This is a genomic window from Vibrio sp. 2017_1457_13 (assembly GCF_030851525.1).
In the GTDB taxonomy this organism is placed as follows: Bacteria; Pseudomonadota; Gammaproteobacteria; order Enterobacterales; family Vibrionaceae; genus Vibrio; species Vibrio metschnikovii.
The window spans coordinates 190,951-209,400 of sequence record NZ_VHTA01000004.1 but is presented as its reverse complement, the minus strand read 5'-3'; the positions used below and the strand labels follow the sequence as shown (position 1 = coordinate 209,400).

Below are 18,450 nucleotides of genomic sequence, written 5' to 3'. Positions count from 1 at the left end.
TTGCTTGAGGCTATATTAGACAAATTGGCGGTATTCTAAAGTTCACACTAACCCCTGTCAACAATCGTTGATAAATTAAATTTTTATTTATCAGCTTGCCAACAAAACCAACACCAAAGCCATCAAAACAACACTTTTCTCTCCACTTTATGGCTAATAATGATGAAATAAATAAAAACCGTGGAAAATACGCCGTATAAAAAATCACTAAAAAACCAAAAACAAAAGCAAACGATAAACAAAGGACAAAACAAACAAAAATGGAGCCTACAAAACAAAAACCAATCAAAACCTTCATTTTTAGACACTAACAATCAATAAAAAGGCTTTTAGAAAAAGGGAAACACGGGCGTTTAACTTGGGTAAAAAAAATGCGCCAACCTAAGTTAGCGCATAATTATGTAATTAAAGCTCATTCAAATTGAGCACATCGGTCATCGAATAAAGTCCAGCGGGCTTATCGGCTAACCAGATAGCCGCTTTGACGGCCCCATTAGCAAAGGTCATGCGATCGGTCGCTTTATGAGTGATTTCTACTCGCTCACCGATATCGGCAAACATTGCTGTATGTTCACCGACAATATCTCCGGCACGAATTGTGGCAAAACCGATTTCATGACGAGCCCTCTCGCCAGTGATCCCTTCACGTGCATAAACCGCAACATCACTGAGATTATTTCCCATCGCGTGAGCAATCGCTTCTCCCATACCAATCGCCGTTCCAGAGGGAGCATCCACTTTATAGCGATGATGAGCTTCAATGATCTCGATATCGCAATAATCCCCCATCACTTGGGCCGCTTTTTCCAATAACTTAAACACCAAGTTAACCCCAACGCTGTAGTTCGGAGCCATGACTATTGAGACCTGTTGCGCGGCAAGCTTAATTTGCGCTAACTGAGACTCATCAAATCCAGTTGTACCAATGACTAATTTTTTATGGTGTTTTTCGCACAGTTCAATATTGGCTAACGTACTAGAGGGAGCAGTAAAATCAATGATCACATCGAAATCATTCACGGCTTGCTCTAAGTTATCAACTAAAGCAACATCAAAGCGTCCTTCTCCACACAACTCTCCAATATCAACACCGACGAGTGAAGATTCTGGACGCTCAGAACCTGCACCGACGATAGTATTGGGGTTATAATAACTTGCCTTGACGAGATTGCGTCCCATACGACCAGCTGCACCTGCAATCGCAATTCTTATCATTGCTTCTTTCTCCATTTCTCATTCCATGGTTCGCGATAGACGATTTATCCATTGCCCTTAAACTAACAACTATCTTCGATGCTGGCTAGCACTTAGAGTAACTCTTTCATCACTCGCTCAACAATCCCCACATTAGCTTCAGGGAAGGAATGGCAAGCTAATTCATTGATCGCTACCCATTTACCTTGTTGACCTTCTTTACCAAAAGGCTGTCCCTCGAAATGGGTCACCAGCATAAAATCGAACATTAAGGCTTTATCAGGGTAATCAAACTCAAGGTGTTCAAACAAGGCCTGCTCGGTAACTGTGATACCAATCTCTTCATGCAATTCACGACCTAAGGCTTGCTCGATACTTTCACCGGCTTCAACCTTTCCTCCGGGAAACTCCCATAAACCACCTTGATGTTTATCATCAGGACGTTTCGTTATATAAATCTGTGAGCCTTCAGAATTAACAATAATCCCAGCAACGATATGAATGCGTTTCATGCGTTTTCCCATACGATATAGATTTAAAAAAAGAGTCGCCTAAGCGACTCTTTTTACTGGATTAAATAAAATTAATCAATTTTACCGTGGCACTGTTTGTATTTTTTACCACTGCCACAAGGACAAGGTTCGTTACGTCCCACTTTACGCTCTTCACGCACCATCGGATGATGCCCATCGTCTTTGTTTTGGTTATCGCTACTTGCATGTTGCGCTTGAGCACGACGAGCAACTTCTTCTGCTTGAGCAATACGTTGAGCTTCCATACGTTCCACTTCATCTTGCTGTTGCACGCGAACTTTCGACAAAATAGCAATCACATCGGATTTTAGCGAATCAAGCAAACCTTCAAACAGTTCAAACGATTCACGCTTATATTCCTGTTTTGGGTTTTTCTGCGCATAACCACGTAAATGGATCCCTTGACGTAGATGGTCCATAGCTGCGAGATGCTCTTTCCATAACGTGTCCAGTGTTTGCAACATGACTGATTTTTCAAAGTTACGCATGACTGAAACGCCAACCGCTTGCTCTTTCTCTTTGTACACGGTAGCCGCTTGTTCCAGAATCCGTTCACGCAACGCTTCTTCATAAAGCTTATCATCTTCATCTAACCAAGTTTGAATCGGTAGAGAAAGATCAAAGTCATTTTTCAAGCGCTCTTGCAAACCTTCGATATCCCACATTTCTTCTAACGATTGTGGTGGGATGTAGGTATCAATCACCGAGTTAAATACATCAACACGATTGTGTTCAATCATGTCACTGATATCATCGACTTTCATTAGCTCATCACGAAGCTCATAAACCACTTTACGCTGATCATTGGCTACGTCATCGTATTCCAGTAGCTGTTTACGTATATCAAAGTTACGACCTTCAACTTTACGTTGCGCCTTTTCAATTGAGCGAGAGAGCATTTTACTTTCAATCGCTTCGCCTTCATCCATGCCACTCTGAATTAAGCTCGCCATACGATCTGAAGTAAAGATGCGCAGCAAACTGTCTTCCATTGAGAGATAGAAACGCGAAGAACCCGCATCACCTTGACGCCCAGAACGACCACGCAACTGGTTATCAATACGACGAGATTCATGACGCTCGGTACCAATAATATGTAAACCGCCGGAGGCTAAGACTTGATCATGTACTTTCTTCCACTCAGCCTTGATTTGATCAATCTGCTCTTGAGTTGGGTTATCTAACATCTCAACCTGTGCTTGCCAACTCCCACCGAGGACAATATCCGTACCTCGCCCCGCCATGTTGGTTGCAATGGTGACCGCGCCAGGTTTACCTGCATCGGCAACAATTTCTGCTTCTTTCTCATGAAACTTCGCATTCAGCACGTTGTGCTTGATCTTGGCTTTTTTCAGTGCATTAGAAAGTAGCTCTGATTTTTCAATCGAGACCGTACCAACCAGTACCGGCTGACCCTTTTCTACTCGATATTTAATATCTTCAATGATAGCGGCAAACTTTTCTGCTTCGGTGCGATACACTACATCCGGCATATCGTCACGAACCATTGGTTTATTGGTTGGAATAACCACCGTTTCCAAACCATAAATCGACTGAAACTCGAAAGCTTCTGTGTCAGCAGTTCCCGTCATACCAGATAATTTTTCATAGAGACGGAAGTAGTTCTGGAAAGTAATCGAGGCTAAGGTTTGGTTCTCATTTTGAATTTTGACCCCTTCTTTCGCTTCAACGGCTTGATGTAAGCCATCAGACCAACGACGTCCTGGCATCGTTCGTCCGGTATGCTCATCAACAATAACCACTTCACCATCATCGGTAACAATATAATCGACGTTTTTCTCAAATAAGACATGTGCGCGCAGTGCCGCATTCACATGATGCAATAAGCTAATATTGGTCGGAGAATATAAGGTATCCCCTTCTTCCATTAAGCCATTACGAATTAACAACTCCTCAACAAACTCCTGTCCAGTTTCGGTCAGATAAACCTGCTTGGATTTTTCATCCACGGTATAGTGACCATCACCACGATAATCTTCAGAGTCTTCTTTATCTTGCTGTTGGAGATTAGGAATCAGTGTATTAATTCGTGTATATAATTCAGAGCTATCTTCAGCAGGACCAGAGATGATCAATGGCGTACGCGCCTCATCGATTAAGATCGAGTCCACCTCATCCACTACCGCAAAAAAGCGTTCACGTTGAACTCGGTCTTCCATACGGAAAGCCATGTTATCGCGCAAGTAGTCAAAACCGAATTCATTGTTGGTGCCGTAAAGAATATCGGCAAGATAGGCTTGTTTTTTCTCATGAGGTGGCATATTCGGAACGTTAATCCCAACGGTCATGCCCAAAAACTCAAATAAAGCACGGTTGGTTTCCGCATCACGTTTAGCTAAGTAGTCATTGACGGTAACGATATGTACGCCCTTACCCGCTAACGCATTAAGATAAGCGGGTAATGTTGCGGTGAGTGTTTTACCTTCACCAGTACGCATTTCGGCGATTTGACCAGCATTGAGTACCATACCACCAATTAATTGCACATCGAAATGACGCATGCCAAACACACGCTTAGAGGCTTCACGTACCGTAGCAAAGGCTTCGGGTAACAGTTGATCTAACGATTCTCCCTGCTCAATACGCTGACGAAACTCGATAGTTTTCGCTTTTAGCTCATCATCAGAAAGCGCCGTAAATGCAGGTTCAAAGTTATTGATCTCTTTAACAATTTTTCTTAAACGGCGCAAGGTTCGGTCGTTGCGACTGCCAACCACCTTTGTCAGTAGCTTAGTTATCATTTTTTATGTATCTCTCTTTACTTGGATCGTCCCGATCTGCTTTAAATATTTCCAGTCTCTCTCTATCTTCAACTAAGGATACTGAGATAAATCATGTCCCTTGGATATTGTGCTGAAGATGTTTATTTTCAAGACACTAAGCCAATTAAGTCATACTCAGTGTAAGGATTTTTCTCGATAATCATCGATGGTCATAGTACCAAAGGCGTAAGATACCATTTTACTTAATCAGAACGAAGTCTGTTATGGCAACTAAACGCCATTAACATTGTCATCGTGATTCCAATCTCAAGCGGCAAAATGTGATTAAGTCCCCTAGAGGCAACTTATTACCGCCGCTCTTCTAATAGATTGCCGCTTTAGATAACCATAAAACAGGTAGGATACTGTTCAAGATGAGTAAACGACGAATAAATAAAAAAGCCAGACTGAGTCTGGCTTTTTTATTTATTCGTCGTTTATGCGATAACCATATTCGGCTCAGCGAAAGCAACCGGAGATCCTGCTTCTTCTTCGAATGTTGCCCATTCCCACGCTTCTTGGTCAGCCAATAGCGCACGAAGTAACTGGTTATTTAGACCATGTCCTGATTTGTAAGCTCTGAACTCACCGACAATCGCATGGCCACACATGTAAAGATCACCAATGGCATCCAACACTTTATGGGTGACAAATTCGTTAGCAAAACGCAAACCTTCTTCGTTCAGAATACGGTAATCATCAAGCACGATAGCACAATCAAAACTCCCACCGAGGCAGAGGTTTTGAGATTGTAAATATTCGATGTCACGCATAAAACCAAACGTTCGAGCGCGAGAAATCTCTTTTACAAAACCTTGTGAAGAGAAATCAAACACGAGATGTTGCTCGTCACCATCAATCGCTGGATGATTAAACTCGATCTCAAAATCCATTTTAAAGCCATTGTGGGGACGTAACTCTGCCCATTTGTCTTCATCTTGGAAACGTATTGGCTTTTTGATACGAATGAAACGCTTAGGCGCATTCAGTTTTTCAATACCAGCCTGCTGCAATAAATATACAAACGGGCTAGCACTGCCGTCCATAATAGGAATTTCCGGAGCATCTACTTCAACAATAACATTGTCGATTCCCATGCCAGCCAAAGCCGCATTGAGATGCTCAACGGTTGAGATACGAATACCATCGTCATTCACTAATGCTGTACATAGCATAGTATCTCGGACTGATGCTGGATCAGCCGGAAAATCAACAGGTGGATTAATATCAGTACGGCGATAAATAATACCCGTGTTTGCAGCAGCAGGGCGAAGAGTAAGCGTGACTTTACGACCAGAGTGAAGGCCCACTCCAGTTGTTTTCACTATTTCTTTCAGAGTACGTTGTCTGATCATCTACTTGCCTCTATTTCGATGCCACAAAGCTCGACCGATAAAAACCGACCGACATCTTACCAAAATTTTGAACGGTGTCAAATTGTGGCGCTATTTTAATCAGCCTGACGACGTAAAAAAGCCGGAATATCCAAATAACCGCTCTCTTTTTCTGGCTTAGGTGCCGTACTTTGGCCTGCAGAAGAAGCACTACTCGTCGTTGATGCTGACTGAGTTTTCACTTCTACCTTTTCCTGCAAAGGCTGTGCCATTCTCTCTTCCACTTTAGCCGCCGAAGCAACGTTCTGTGGTTGAGCAATGGCGGTGGTTTTCGGTTTGCTACCACCAGCAACCAATGTGATATCTGGCTTTCTCTCGTTACCGATACCGGTTGCTACGACTGTTACACGAATTTCATCGGCCATGTCTGGATCAAGTGAAGTACCAATCACGACTGTCGCATTGTCTGATGCAAAAGCTTTAACCGTGTTACCCACCGTTTCAAACTCATCAAGACGCATATCCAAGCCAGCCGTAATATTAACCAGTACGCCACGAGCTCCTGCTAGATCGATGTCTTCTAGAAGCGGACTTGAGATGGCCATTTCTGCCGCCTCTTCTGCTCTATCTTCACCTCTAGCCACACCGCTCCCCATCATGGCATGACCCATTTCAGACATTACTGTTCTTACATCAGCAAAGTCGACGTTAATCATACCTGGACGAGTAATTAACTCAGCGATGCCTTGTACGGCATTTTTAAGTACGTCGTTCGCGCTGGCAAAGGCTTCAAGTAGGGTAATACCACGACCCAATACTTTGAGCAGCTTCTCGTTAGGGATGGTAATTAAAGAATCAACATGTTTCGATAGTTCTTCAATCCCTTGCTCCGCAAACGCGAGGCGCTTTTTACCTTCAAAGCTAAATGGCTTGGTCACTACAGCAACCGTTAGAATGCCGAGTTCTTTTGCCACTTCTGCAATCACCGGAGCAGCACCAGTTCCAGTACCACCACCCATACCAGCGGCGACAAATACCATATCGGCGCCAGAGAGAATTTCTTTAATTCTTTCTCGATCTTCAAGAGCAGCATCACGACCCACCTGCGGGTTAGCACCCGCGCCGAGTCCTTTAGTAATGTCACCACCAATTTGGATAACCGTACTGACATTGCTTTTACGAAGTGCTTGCGCATCTGTATTGATACTGATGAATTCCACGCCTTCGATGGACTCACGCACCATGTGTTCTACAGCGTTACCGCCACCACCACCCACTCCAACGACTTTGATTACCGCATCGTCAGACATTTCCATCATCGGTTCAAACATGTGTTATCTCCGTTTTTCCTGCTTATCAGGTTAAAACTCTTTTTGTATCCAATTACGCAAGCGGCTGAATAAACTCGATACTGATTGGCGCTTAGGCTCTTGATAATCAGTATCATCACTTATTTGGCTATCTCTTGCGTAATGAAGTAAACCCACCGCCGTAGAATGATACGGCTCTTTTACATAATCGGTTAGACCACTCACTTCGAGCGGTTTCCCCACCCTAACTTGATTACGGAATACTCGCTCTGCACAGTCGACTAATCCTTCAATTTGCGCGGCACCGCCAGTCAATACCACTCCGGCAGCGAGATGGTGTTTAATACCATCTTTGCGCAACTTATCTTGCACCGTGTCGATGATCTGATTCACTAACCCCATTAACTCAGTGTAGCGAGGCTCTATCACTTCCGACAAGGTTTGTCTTTGTAAACTTCGTGAGGGACGTCCACCAACACTCGGAACGTTAACCGTATCATCCTTGCTCACCAGTTCACTTAATGCGCAACCATATTTTACTTTGATCTCTTCAGCATCGCTCACCGGCGTACCAAAAGCAAACGCAATGTCACTCGTCACCGCATTACCAGCATAAGAGAGCACTTCAGTATGTCGTAACGCCCCACCCGTCCAGATAGCAATATCCATGGTACCGGCGCCAATATCGATCACACAGACACCAAGTTCACGCTCATCTTCGGTGATCACCGCATGACTAGCGGCTAATCCTGAATACACTAACTGTTCAACTTTCAGTCCACAACGTTCCACGGCTTTAATAATGTTTCGAGCCATATCGTTGTGACAGGTGATCAGGTGGACGCTCACTTCCATACGAACCCCTGATAATCCTAGTGGATTTTTAATCCCTTCTTGATAATCAATGGTAAATTCTTGAGGAATAACATGTAAAATCCGTTGTTCTTCGCCAATTTTAATCGATTTGGCAGTATGGATTGCTCGATCCATATCGTCTTGGGAGACTTCTTCATCAGAGATGGTTCCCATGCCTTTCTCTATACGGCTTGCAATATGTCGGCCAGATATAGATAAAAAAACGTGACTTATTTGGCATTCTGCCATTAATTCAGCTTGATCGACGGCGCGTTGTACCGATTTGACGACAGATTCCAGATCGTTAACGCCGCCTTTATCCATACCTCGTGATGGGCTACTGCCCGCACCGATGATATTAATTTGACCGTCAGGTAGGATCTCACCGACCAACGCGGACACCGTTGCGGTACCAATATCTAATCCAACTACAATGCTATCATTGGCCGATTTCGTCATTTAAACTCTCTTTGTCACTCTTGCTCTGAGAACCAACCTACTGCGGCACCTGTATCGTATCTGAGATCGATATAACTGACTCGCTCAGCATCTTGACCTAATCGCTTATAAAGTAGGAAAAAACGGGCAATACGCTCATCTAATGACTCTTTACCTAATTCTAAGCGGATACCATTATCCAAAATAATTTGCCAAGCACGGCGCTCATTCAATAGTAGGGAAGAAATATTTAACCCTAACGCTTGAAACTGTGGATTATATTGTCGCCACACAGCGAGTACTTGCGGGCCACTGTCATCGGGGCCATACAATTTAACATACTCTTGTTTTACCGCGGCGATATCGCCATTGAAAACCTTACCTTTATCGTTGAGCAGTGCATTACCATTCCAAATCGCAGCCACTTGATGTTCGGTTAAAAAAACCTTAATGGTGTCTGGCCATTGTTTACGAATAGAAGCATGCGCAACCCAAGGGATCGCTTGTGCTCGGCTCTGTAAAACATCAATATCTTGCGACATAAATGTGCCAATATGGTCTAACTCAGCAAAGGCGCGCTGGACATCGAGTGTCGAAACATAATGTAAATCGCCCTGCAAGACTAATTGGGAAAGGGGCAGACGATGCTCATCCCACATCCAACTGATCGTTGAGTACAACAAAGCGCCTATCAACAGCAGCACCATCAGGAAAAAGCACCCTGAAGCGGTATGCTGTTTCACTTGAGATGAAGTGGATAAGCGACGACTTTCGGTTAACACATGGTTAATCAAAGTCCGATGATCCTGATGTCGACTAGCAATGTGATTCCCTATATCGTTGCTCAATAAAGGTAAAAGCACTGACGTTAACCCTCGAATTATACTGAGCCGATGAAAAGTATCAAATACTCAAGTAAAGAAATCGGTGCTTAATGGTCATTTATTTGCCATAAGTGCTCAGTTATGCAACTTATAGACACTGTTGCATCTGCTCAATATCCAATTTCAGTGCAGCAAGTTGTTTGGCTATTTTACCAATATCACCCGCACCTTGCGTCAATACTAAGTCACCATCTTGCAGAATATTGGCTAAAACTGCAGGTAATGCAGCACTATCTGGAATAAAGATCGGATCTATTTTTCCACGGCGGCGAATCGTTCGGCACAATGAGCGTCCATCAGCTCCAGCGATCGGCTTCTCTCCTGCAGAATAGACATCCAACATCAGTAAAACATCGACCTGCTCAAGTACATGAGCAAAGTCATCGTACAGATCGCGCGTACGGGTGTAACGATGAGGTTGGAAAATCATCACTAAACGTTTTTCTGTCCAACCATTACGAGCAGCCTTAATGGTTACATCAACTTCAGTAGGGTGATGACCATAATCATCCACTAACATAACATGGCCATTACCTGTGGCAAACTCACCTAAGTGGTCAAAACGACGCCCAGTGCCTTGAGTACTCGCCATCGCACGTAAAATCGCATCATCGTCAATATCATCTTCACTGGCAACGGCGATCGCGGCAGCCGCATTTAATGCATTATGTCGACCAGGAATATTTAAGGTAATCGCCAGATCCGCCTTATCTTGGCGCAGCACGGTAAAATGACCTTGCTGACCTTGTTGGTGGTAATCGGCAATCCGCACATCAGCGTCCTCCGAAAATCCATAAGTAATCACATGGCGACAGATACGAGGGATAAGCTCTCTGACTACCGGATCGTCAATGCATAATACCGCTTGGCCATAAAAAGGCAGATTATGTAAAAAATCGACAAACGTCTGCTTAAGGGTTTCAAAATCACCACCATAGGTATCCATATGGTCAGCTTCAATATTAGTAACAATCGTCACCATCGGTTGCAGATGTAAAAACGAAGCATCACTTTCATCCGCTTCAGCAATTAATATCCGACTCGACCCCAAACGTGCATTAGTTCCTGCACTTTTTACCAATCCACCGTTGACAAAAGTCGGGTCCAGACCCGCTTCAGAGTAGATTTGCGTGACTAAAGCCGTCGTCGTAGTTTTGCCATGCGTTCCAGCCACAGCAATACCGTGTCGAAAACGCATTAATTCAGCGAGCATTTCTGCGCGTCGTACGACAGGAATTCGCTTTTCTCGAGCAGCAATGATTTCAGGGTTTTGCTCATTAATTGCCGTTGACACGACAACCACACTTGCTTGCGATACATGTTGTGCTTGATGACCAAGATAAATCGTTGCCCCTTTGTTGGCTAAACGCTCAGTCACCGCATTACTCGATAAATCAGAACCAGTTATATGATAGCCTTCATTGAGTAGCACTTCTGCGATGCCACTCATTCCCGCGCCGCCAATGCCAATAAAATGAATACACTTTACTCGACGCATTTCTGGAACAAGGGCACGAATTTGCGCCAAGTCTTGAGTATGTTTAATTGTCATTGATCATTTCTCATGTTTATCTGCAGTGATGGCGATAATCGCCTCGGCAACCACTTTATCCGCATTCAGCTTAGCCGCTTGTCTGGCTTGCTTAGCCATCGTCAACAATTGTGATCGGTCGAGATTGGCGATGGTACTCGCTAATCGTTCGCTGGTCAGTTCAGGTTGTTCGATCATTAACGCCGCGCCACTTGAAACAAGATGATCCGCATTAAGCGCTTGCTGACGATCTTTATGCATAAAAGGAATAAAAATAGCCGCCACTCCCGCGGCTGACACTTCGGAAACGGTTAACGCACCAGAGCGACAAACGACTAAATCAGCCCATTGATAGGCATCTGCGACATCATCAATAAATTCCGTCACCTCAAACTGAGTACAACCTAAATCTGTGTAAGCTTGCTCGACTTCAGAATGATGATGTTTACCCGCTTGATGGCGTATGTGGTAACCGTCACCCAAGATTGCCATGACCTCTGGCAGGGTTTGATTTAAGACCTGTGCACCTTGACTTCCACCCATGACCAAAATCCGAATCGGACCTTGTCGTTCCGCTAAGCGCTCTGTTGGTTCAGCAATTTGAGTGACATCCGTTCGCACAGGGTTACCCACTACCGAAGCATCACTGAACGCACCAGGAAAAGCTTGGAATACCTTAGTGGCTATTTTCGCTAGCCATTGATTGGTTAAGCCTGCGACAGCATTTTGTTCATGGAGAATCACCGGAATACCCAGCAACCAAGCAGCAATCCCACCAGGTCCACTGACGTAGCCTCCCATTCCCAATACCGCATCAGGCTGCCACGCTTGCAAATGACGGCGCGCTTGGCAAACAGCATTTAAGATTTGCCATGGCGCTTTTAGTAAACGCAATACACCTTGGCCGCGTAACCCTTTAACGCGAATAAAGTCAATCGCAATGCCATGCTTGGGAACCAGTTCAGCTTCCATGCGATCAGCAGTACCTAACCAACGAATCTCCCAACCTTGTTGTTGGAGCTGTTTTGCCACCGCCAAGCCGGGGAACACATGTCCCCCAGTGCCACCAGCCATGACCATTAAACGTTTATTTTTCTTCATGATGTCTATCTTTTCTTCTATCTTGCAAACGACATTCGTGATCAATTCTTAATAAAATCGATACCGCGACGGACATAACAATCAAGCTTGAACCGCCGTAACTGATCAATGGTAGCGTTAGCCCTTTGGTAGGCACCATGCCTGAAGCGGCGCCGACGTTAACTAAGGTTTGAAAAGCAAACCAAATACCAATCCCAAACGCCAAATAACCACCAAATTGCTGATCATGTTCAAAGGCTTTTCGACCAATCAACATCGCCTTAAGTACCAAACTAAAAATCAACATCAGTACTAAACTAACGCCAACAAATCCTAACTCTTCGCCCATTACCGCAAAAACAAAGTCGGTATGGGCTTCCGGTAAATATTCTAATTTTTGAATCGAGTTACCCAGACCTTGGCCCCACCATTCGCCACGACCAAAGGCCATTAAGGATTGAGTGAGCTGATAGCCACTGCCAAAAGGGTCTTCCCACGGGTCAAGAAACGAGGTAACACGACGAATACGATAAGGCTCTGCCGCAATCAAACCAACCACGACTAACACGCCTGCGACGACTAATGCCAAAAATTGAGATAATTTAGCGCCAGCAATAAACAACATGCCAAATAACGTAACTAGCATGACAATCACTGTACCTAAATCTGGTTGCAACAGCAGCAGCACCGCTAACGCGGCAAAGACCATGATCGGTTTCATGAAGCCACCAAAAAAAGTGGCGCGCACTTCATCTTGTTTGCGAACCAAATAGCTAGACATAAAAATAAATAGCGCTAGCTTAGCCACCTCTGCAGGCTGGAGATTAAACAAACCAAGTGGGATCCAGCGTGAGGCCCCATTAACCGATTTACCCGCGACCAAAACCACAATCAGCAATACAAAGGCGAGGGCAAGAAACACCGAGCTATAACGCATCCAACGCTCAACCGGGATCTGCAAAATAATCGCCGATGTCCCCAGAGCTAAAATCAAAAAAATCCCATGCCGAAACATAAAGTGAAAGGGTTGCTCGGTTAAACGAGAGCTGATCGGAAAAGAAGCCGACGTTACCATGACAAGGCCAATCAACATCAATCCTAACGCAAGCCAAACTAACTGCCGATCAAACAGCGCTGTCGGTGACGGTGTTTTTAGCCAATGAACGAAAGCGCTTAGCGTGCTTGAGATGGACACAGAGATTACCTTTTTGTATAGGCGTAGTGTTTAGCTAGCGCCGCGAAAGCGTCTCCCCTAGCCATAAAGTTGTTAAACTGATCAAAGCTGGCACAAGCCGGAGAGAGTAAGACCATATCCCCCGCTTTCAATTGCGGATGAATCTCTTCAAGGATCGCGGATAAACTTGGGTAGTACCGCGCTGAAGGGTGTAATGGCATAAATTGTTGCCCATCAACACCAAAACAGCATAATTTAACGGGTAACGTCGCCAAAATAGGCTTCAAAGGAGTGAAGTCAGCACCTTTTCCTACGCCACCAACCAGCAAATAAAGATCACCGTCTACCGTAAGGCCCGATAAGGCGGCCAAGGTACTGGCTAAATTAGTCGCTTTAGAATCATTGACCCAGCGAATGCCATCATACTCTACAACCAGTTGGCAACGGTGTGTCAATCCAGTGTAAGACTTTAACGCCTCTAATGCGTGGGTATACTCTATATTTAGGGCGTCTAAGAGTGCGAGAGCCGTTAAGGCATTAGCGATATTATGTCGCCCAACAAGGCTCAGTTGAGAAACCGCCAGCACAGGCGTACCTTTAACCGATAAATATTCCTCACCCTGATGTATCTCTAGCGAGTAATCGGCAGAATTTGCTAAACCAACACTGAGTATTGGCCCTGAAAAGTCATCCGGTGACGTTTGTCGATCATCAGCATTAATCACCGCGGTTTTGGCATGATTAAAAATACGTAGCTTGGCTTGGCGATACTCTGCCATTCCAGAGTAGCGATCCATATGATCTTCGGACAAATTTAAAAATGCCGCCGCAGCTATTGATAAATGATCCGTCGTTTCCAACTGAAAGCTCGATAACTCTAAAACATAGAGATCAGCCGCTTCCGCTAATAGATCGAGTGCGGGCACACCAATGTTGCCCCCTACCGCCGTTTTCACGCCCGCCGCTTTCGCCATTACTCCAGTTAAGTCGGTCACCGTACTTTTACCGTTCGATCCAGTAATGGCAATCACTGGCTTATCAACATGCCAAGCAAATAGCTCAATATCACCAACAACAGGAATGCCAGCAGCAAGCGCTTGCTGTATTTCAGGCGTCGCCAATGCAATACCCGGATTGGTGACAATCAAATCCGCGTCGAGTAGCCAGTCCATATGCCAGCCACCACAGTGCAAAGCGACGTCCGGTTGCAAAGACTCTTGACCTGGAGGCGAGAGTCGAGTGTCAATAACCTTAACCTGAAGCGCGGGGTGATAGCGACGTAAATAATTGACCACTGAAAGGCCAGTAATGCCTAGCCCAACCACCACAACTTGCTGAATGTCTTGCCAACGATCCATGACTCTTGCCTCTACGGATTAGCGTACTTTTAAGGTCGCTAGACCAATCAAAACTAGCACAATAGAAATAATCCAAAAACGCACAATCACTCGCGGCTCTGGCCAGCCTTTCAATTCATAGTGATGGTGAATGGGTGCCATTCTAAAAATACGCTGACCACGCAATTTATAGGAACCGACCTGCAAGATAACCGAGATGGTTTCCATCACAAATACCCCGCCCATGATCACCAATAACAGCTCTTGTCTGACCAAAACTGCGATAATACCGAGGGCCCCACCCAAAGCTAATGAGCCGACATCGCCCATAAAAACTTGCGCTGGATAAGTGTTAAACCATAAAAAGCCAAGGCCTGCGCCAACAATGGCGGTACAAACGACAACCAGCTCTGAGGTATAAGGAATATGGGGGATATGCAAATAATTGGCAAAATTGACATTACCGGTTGCCCAAGCAATGACCGCAAAAGCAGCAGCGACTAAGATGGTCGGCATAATCGCTAATCCATCTAATCCATCCGTTAAATTTACCGCGTTACTGGTACCGACAATCACAAAGTAAGTTAATACGATATACAGTAAGCCAAGCTGTGGCATCACATCTTTGAAGAAAGGCACAACTAACTGAGTGGCTGCGGTATCGTGACCATGGGCATAAAGAGCAAAAGCGACCACGAGAGCAATAACCGATTGCCAAAAATACTTCCAACGCGCAATCAAACCATCGCTATTTTTACGTACCACCTTACGATAATCATCAATAAAGCCAATGACTCCAAAACCTAACAGTACCGCCAATACGGCCCAGACATAAGGATTACTTAAATTGGCCCACAGTAACACCGTGATACTGATCGAGGCTAGAATCATCACACCGCCCATGGTTGGCGTACCACGTTTGCTAAAATGCGACTCAGGACCATCATTACGAACCACTTGACCAATTTGCAGCACCTGAAGACGCTTAATTAATCTTGGTCCCATCCAAAGAGATAAACTCAATGCGGTCAAAATACTTACAATGGCCCGAAAGGATAAATATTCAAACAAACGAAAGAATGAAAAATAGGGCTGGAGTAACTCCGCAAGCCAAATAATCATGAGAATTTCTCCTTAAGTGCAGCAACAATCTTACTCATACCTGAACTGTTCGCTCCTTTCACTAACAACACATGAGATTGAGAAGCGCGAACTTCGAGTTGCTGCTCAATAAACGTCAGCATGTCTTGATGCGTTGAGAAGTGCTGTCCCTGACACTGTTGGCTGATCACTCGCGCATCCTCTCCATACGTCAAAACATAGTCAAATTGGAATGGGGCAGCATGTTCACCGACTTGTTGGTGAAGTGCAAGACTTTCTGTACCTAATTCCGCCATATTACCTAAAATTAACCAACGGCAACCGGAGAAAGAGGCCAGCAGTTCAATCGCCGCTTTCATGGCCGGAACGCTTGCGTTATAGCTGTCGTCAATCAGGCGAATCATCGGTGTTAACAGGCTAACGTCAACTCGCCCCTTCACGGCAGATAACTGGGCAAGTCCAACGGCTACCTCTTGTATACTCGCGCCCATCTCCATCGCTAATGCGCTAGCAGCTAGCGCATTACTAACATTATGTTGACCTATAATGCCTAATGTTACGGGCTGTTCACCTTGCGGAGTATGCAAGGTGAAACTGGCTTCTCCCGCTTGATTTAACGCTATTTGCGAGGCAAAAAAGTCAGCGTTCTGCTGGTTAACGGAAAAGGTTTTGACTTGTTTATCGGCCAGTACCTTACTCCATAACTCACCGCCATGGCTATCCAAGTTAACCAGTGCCGTTTTCCCTGGAGCGAGACCTTGATAAATCTCTCCTTTGGCTTGTTTCACGCCATCAATCGAGCCAAAACCTTCCAAATGAGCTGCAGCAACATTATTAACTAACGCGACATATGGCTTAACCAACTGGGTCGTATAGGCAATTTCACCAATATGATTGGCACCCAATTCAATCACTGCAAAATCATCTTCTCGGCTCGAGCGAAGTAAGGTGAGTGGCACACCGATATCATTGTTAAAATTACCGGCGGTATACAACACCTGACCTTTAGCACTTAAAATACTAGCGACCATCTCTTTGACCGTGGTTTTTCCACAGCTTCCAGTAATCGCGATGGTTGGCGTTTGACACTGTTGATGAACCCAACACCCCAGTTGACCTAACGCTTGTTTGGTATTGCTGACGACGATTTGCGCAACGTCCACCGCGAGAGCACGCTCAACCAGCAATGCTTTAGCGCCCGCATCTATCGCTTGCTGCGCAAACTGATGAGCATCAAAACGTTCACCGACTAAAGCGATGAAAAGCCCTTCAGGCTCAATCCGACGCGTGTCGGTTGAAACAGACGAAATAATGCTATCCGCGCCCAGTAATTGACCTTGTACTACGTGGCTGATCGTCGATAATTGAGTGCTGATCATACGGTTAACCCTAAAAGTTGTTGAGCTGACTCTCTGTCAGAATAATGAACGGTTTGATCGGCCAGTACTTGGTAATCCTCATGCCCTTTGCCCGCTAACAAAATAATATCATCGGCATTGGCATGAGTCAGAGCATACTGCAGGGCCTGATAACGATTATGCTCAATGTGCGCTTGAGCATGGCTTAATCCTGCGAGCATATCCTGTACGATAGCGTGCGCAGACTCACTGCGCGGATTATCGTCAGTAAAAATGATTTCATCGGCAAATTGTTCGGCGATCGCGGCCATCATTGGGCGCTTACCGGTATCACGATCACCACCACAACCAAAAATAACCCACAGTTGCCCCGAACAATGAACACGCAAAGCGCAAAGCGCTTTCTCTAACGCATCAGGCGTATGTGCATAATCGACAACCACTTTCGCTTTGCCCGGTGCGCTAAATAGCTCCATCCGTCCTAAGACAGGCGTTAACTGCGGCGCAGTATCCAGCAAAGCTGGCTTGCTAAACCCTAAACTTAATAACGTGGCCAACGAAAGTAGCAGATTACTGGCATTAAACTCACCGATTAAAGGGGCGTGTAAGTGGCCTACTCCCCAACTGCCATCAAAGGCTAAGTGAATACCTTGCTCGGAATAGCTGACCGACGTCGCCCATAAGCAACGTTCTGTCTCCGGCTGTTGATACAATGATACCCCAACTAGCCCCGGCCATTGATGAGTCGCCCATTGTGCACCGACCGGATCATCAACATTCAAGATCGCTTGCTGACAATCATGTTCAGTAAATAATGATTGCTTCGCTTTGGCGTACTCTTGCATCGTACCGTGGTAATCAAGATGGTCGCGACTTAGGTTTGAAAAAACCCCTGCGATAAAGGGGAGAGCTTTGACTCGTCCTTGAACCAAACCATGAGAAGAGACTTCCATGGCGGTATACTCGGCCCCTTGCTCCGCCAGTTGACGTAACGTAGCCTGTACTTCCAATGCATTGCCAGTGGTATTGAGCGCTGGCTGTAATTGATTTAAAAAACCATTGCCTGTGGTGCCCATCACGGCGGCACGCTCTCCCATCAATTCGAGCCATTGAGTGATTAATTGACTGATGGTCGTCTTACCATTGGTTCCGGTTACGGCGATTACTCGGTTAGTATGATCGGCATAGAAACGACCCGCTAATGCCGATAAATGCTCATCCAACGACGCTAAATAGATGATCGGTTTGCTATCGATATCGCTCACCGTACCATGAGGATGCTTTTCATCGGCTTGGGCTAATACGAGATTAGCGCCACGAGCCAACGCATCGGCGATGAACTGTCGCCCATCAACAGCATGTCCGGCAACCGCCACAAACGTATCGCCTGGTTGTATTTTCCGACTATCGAGCTGCAAGTGCTGAATGGTTAACGAATTGAGTTGCGGATCATCAATCTTCATCCATGGTGCAAGCAATGTGGGTAAACCTTGAGTTATCTTCATGTCGATTTCATTTTTTCATTTTGATTTGAATAA

Annotated in this window: 14 protein-coding genes; all 14 read right to left on the bottom strand. The window is 45.2% G+C overall.

What is annotated here, in order from left to right:
- Positions 1 to 405: 405 nt before the first annotated feature.
- Complete coding sequence (gene dapB, locus FKN88_RS07105; RefSeq protein ID WP_040904912.1) at positions 406 to 1,215, bottom strand: 4-hydroxy-tetrahydrodipicolinate reductase; 810 nt, start codon at positions 1,213 to 1,215, stop codon at positions 406 to 408.
- Positions 1,216 to 1,307: 92 nt separating this feature from the next.
- Complete coding sequence (mutT, locus tag FKN88_RS07100; RefSeq protein WP_306687377.1) at positions 1,308 to 1,706, bottom strand: 8-oxo-dGTP diphosphatase MutT; 399 nt, start codon at positions 1,704 to 1,706, stop codon at positions 1,308 to 1,310.
- A gap of 71 nt (positions 1,707 to 1,777) precedes the next feature.
- Positions 1,778 to 4,489, bottom strand: coding sequence for a preprotein translocase subunit SecA (secA, locus tag FKN88_RS07095; protein ID WP_306687376.1), 2,712 nt, complete (start codon positions 4,487 to 4,489; stop codon positions 1,778 to 1,780).
- Positions 4,490 to 4,947: 458 nt separating this feature from the next.
- On the bottom strand, positions 4,948 to 5,865 hold the full coding sequence (gene lpxC / locus FKN88_RS07090; protein WP_004395944.1) for a UDP-3-O-acyl-N-acetylglucosamine deacetylase: 918 nt from the start codon (positions 5,863 to 5,865) through the stop codon (positions 4,948 to 4,950).
- A gap of 95 nt (positions 5,866 to 5,960) precedes the next feature.
- A complete protein-coding gene (gene ftsZ / locus FKN88_RS07085; protein ID WP_154169105.1) occupies positions 5,961 to 7,175 on the bottom strand; it encodes a cell division protein FtsZ in 1,215 nt (404 codons plus the stop codon).
- 30 nt (positions 7,176 to 7,205) lie between these two features.
- The gene (gene ftsA / locus FKN88_RS07080) at positions 7,206 to 8,468 is read right to left on the bottom strand and encodes a cell division protein FtsA (protein ID WP_004395946.1); all 1,263 of its coding nucleotides are present in this window, start codon (positions 8,466 to 8,468) and stop codon (positions 7,206 to 7,208) included.
- 14 nt (positions 8,469 to 8,482) lie between these two features.
- Positions 8,483 to 9,241, bottom strand: coding sequence for a cell division protein FtsQ/DivIB (locus FKN88_RS07075; RefSeq protein ID WP_040904680.1), 759 nt, complete (start codon positions 9,239 to 9,241; stop codon positions 8,483 to 8,485).
- Between the two features lie 178 nt (positions 9,242 to 9,419).
- Entirely contained in the window at positions 9,420 to 10,883 is a 1,464-nt protein-coding gene (gene murC, locus FKN88_RS07070) for a UDP-N-acetylmuramate--L-alanine ligase (protein ID WP_306687375.1), read from the bottom strand.
- A 3-nt stretch (positions 10,884 to 10,886) separates the two neighbouring features.
- Positions 10,887 to 11,963: an undecaprenyldiphospho-muramoylpentapeptide beta-N-acetylglucosaminyltransferase gene (gene murG, locus FKN88_RS07065; RefSeq protein WP_170904555.1), complete on the bottom strand. Its 1,077-nt coding sequence runs from the start codon at positions 11,961 to 11,963 to the stop codon at positions 10,887 to 10,889.
- Positions 11,950 to 13,137: a cell division protein FtsW gene (gene ftsW, locus FKN88_RS07060; RefSeq protein WP_154169107.1), complete on the bottom strand. Its 1,188-nt coding sequence runs from the start codon at positions 13,135 to 13,137 to the stop codon at positions 11,950 to 11,952. The genes murG and ftsW overlap by 14 nt, the downstream gene beginning before the upstream one ends.
- A 5-nt stretch (positions 13,138 to 13,142) precedes the next feature.
- On the bottom strand, positions 13,143 to 14,474 hold the full coding sequence (gene murD, locus FKN88_RS07055) for a UDP-N-acetylmuramoyl-L-alanine--D-glutamate ligase (RefSeq protein ID WP_154169109.1): 1,332 nt from the start codon (positions 14,472 to 14,474) through the stop codon (positions 13,143 to 13,145).
- An 18-nt stretch (positions 14,475 to 14,492) separates the two neighbouring features.
- Positions 14,493 to 15,575: a phospho-N-acetylmuramoyl-pentapeptide-transferase gene (gene mraY, locus FKN88_RS07050; RefSeq protein ID WP_004395952.1), complete on the bottom strand. Its 1,083-nt coding sequence runs from the start codon at positions 15,573 to 15,575 to the stop codon at positions 14,493 to 14,495.
- Complete coding sequence (gene murF, locus FKN88_RS07045) at positions 15,572 to 16,933, bottom strand: UDP-N-acetylmuramoyl-tripeptide--D-alanyl-D-alanine ligase (protein ID WP_306687374.1); 1,362 nt, start codon at positions 16,931 to 16,933, stop codon at positions 15,572 to 15,574. The genes mraY and murF overlap by 4 nt, the downstream gene beginning before the upstream one ends.
- The gene (gene murE / locus FKN88_RS07040; protein ID WP_154169113.1) at positions 16,930 to 18,417 is read right to left on the bottom strand and encodes a UDP-N-acetylmuramoyl-L-alanyl-D-glutamate--2,6-diaminopimelate ligase; all 1,488 of its coding nucleotides are present in this window, start codon (positions 18,415 to 18,417) and stop codon (positions 16,930 to 16,932) included. Before murE ends, murF begins: the two co-directional genes overlap by 4 nt.
- Between the last annotated feature and the right edge of the window lie 33 nt (positions 18,418 to 18,450).

Bases quoted from the DNA above. Each gene is read 5' to 3' on its own strand.
- dapB (WP_040904912.1), bottom strand. From the start codon at position 1,215: ATGATAAGAATTGCGATTGCAGGTGCAGCTGGTCGTATGGGACGCAAT.
- mutT (WP_306687377.1), bottom strand. From the start codon at position 1,706: ATGAAACGCATTCATATCGTTGCTGGGATTATTGTTAATTCTGAAGGC.
- secA (WP_306687376.1), bottom strand. From the start codon at position 4,489: ATGATAACTAAGCTACTGACAAAGGTGGTTGGCAGTCGCAACGACCGA.
- lpxC (WP_004395944.1), bottom strand. From the start codon at position 5,865: ATGATCAGACAACGTACTCTGAAAGAAATAGTGAAAACAACTGGAGTG.
- ftsZ (WP_154169105.1), bottom strand. From the start codon at position 7,175: ATGTTTGAACCGATGATGGAAATGTCTGACGATGCGGTAATCAAAGTC.
- ftsA (WP_004395946.1), bottom strand. From the start codon at position 8,468: ATGACGAAATCGGCCAATGATAGCATTGTAGTTGGATTAGATATTGGT.
- murC (WP_306687375.1), bottom strand. From the start codon at position 10,883: ATGACAATTAAACATACTCAAGACTTGGCGCAAATTCGTGCCCTTGTT.
- murG (WP_170904555.1), bottom strand. From the start codon at position 11,963: ATGAAGAAAAATAAACGTTTAATGGTCATGGCTGGTGGCACTGGGGGA.
- murD (WP_154169109.1), bottom strand. From the start codon at position 14,474: ATGGATCGTTGGCAAGACATTCAGCAAGTTGTGGTGGTTGGGCTAGGC.
- mraY (WP_004395952.1), bottom strand. From the start codon at position 15,575: ATGATTATTTGGCTTGCGGAGTTACTCCAGCCCTATTTTTCATTCTTT.
- murF (WP_306687374.1), bottom strand. From the start codon at position 16,933: ATGATCAGCACTCAATTATCGACGATCAGCCACGTAGTACAAGGTCAA.
- murE (WP_154169113.1), bottom strand. From the start codon at position 18,417: ATGAAGATAACTCAAGGTTTACCCACATTGCTTGCACCATGGATGAAG.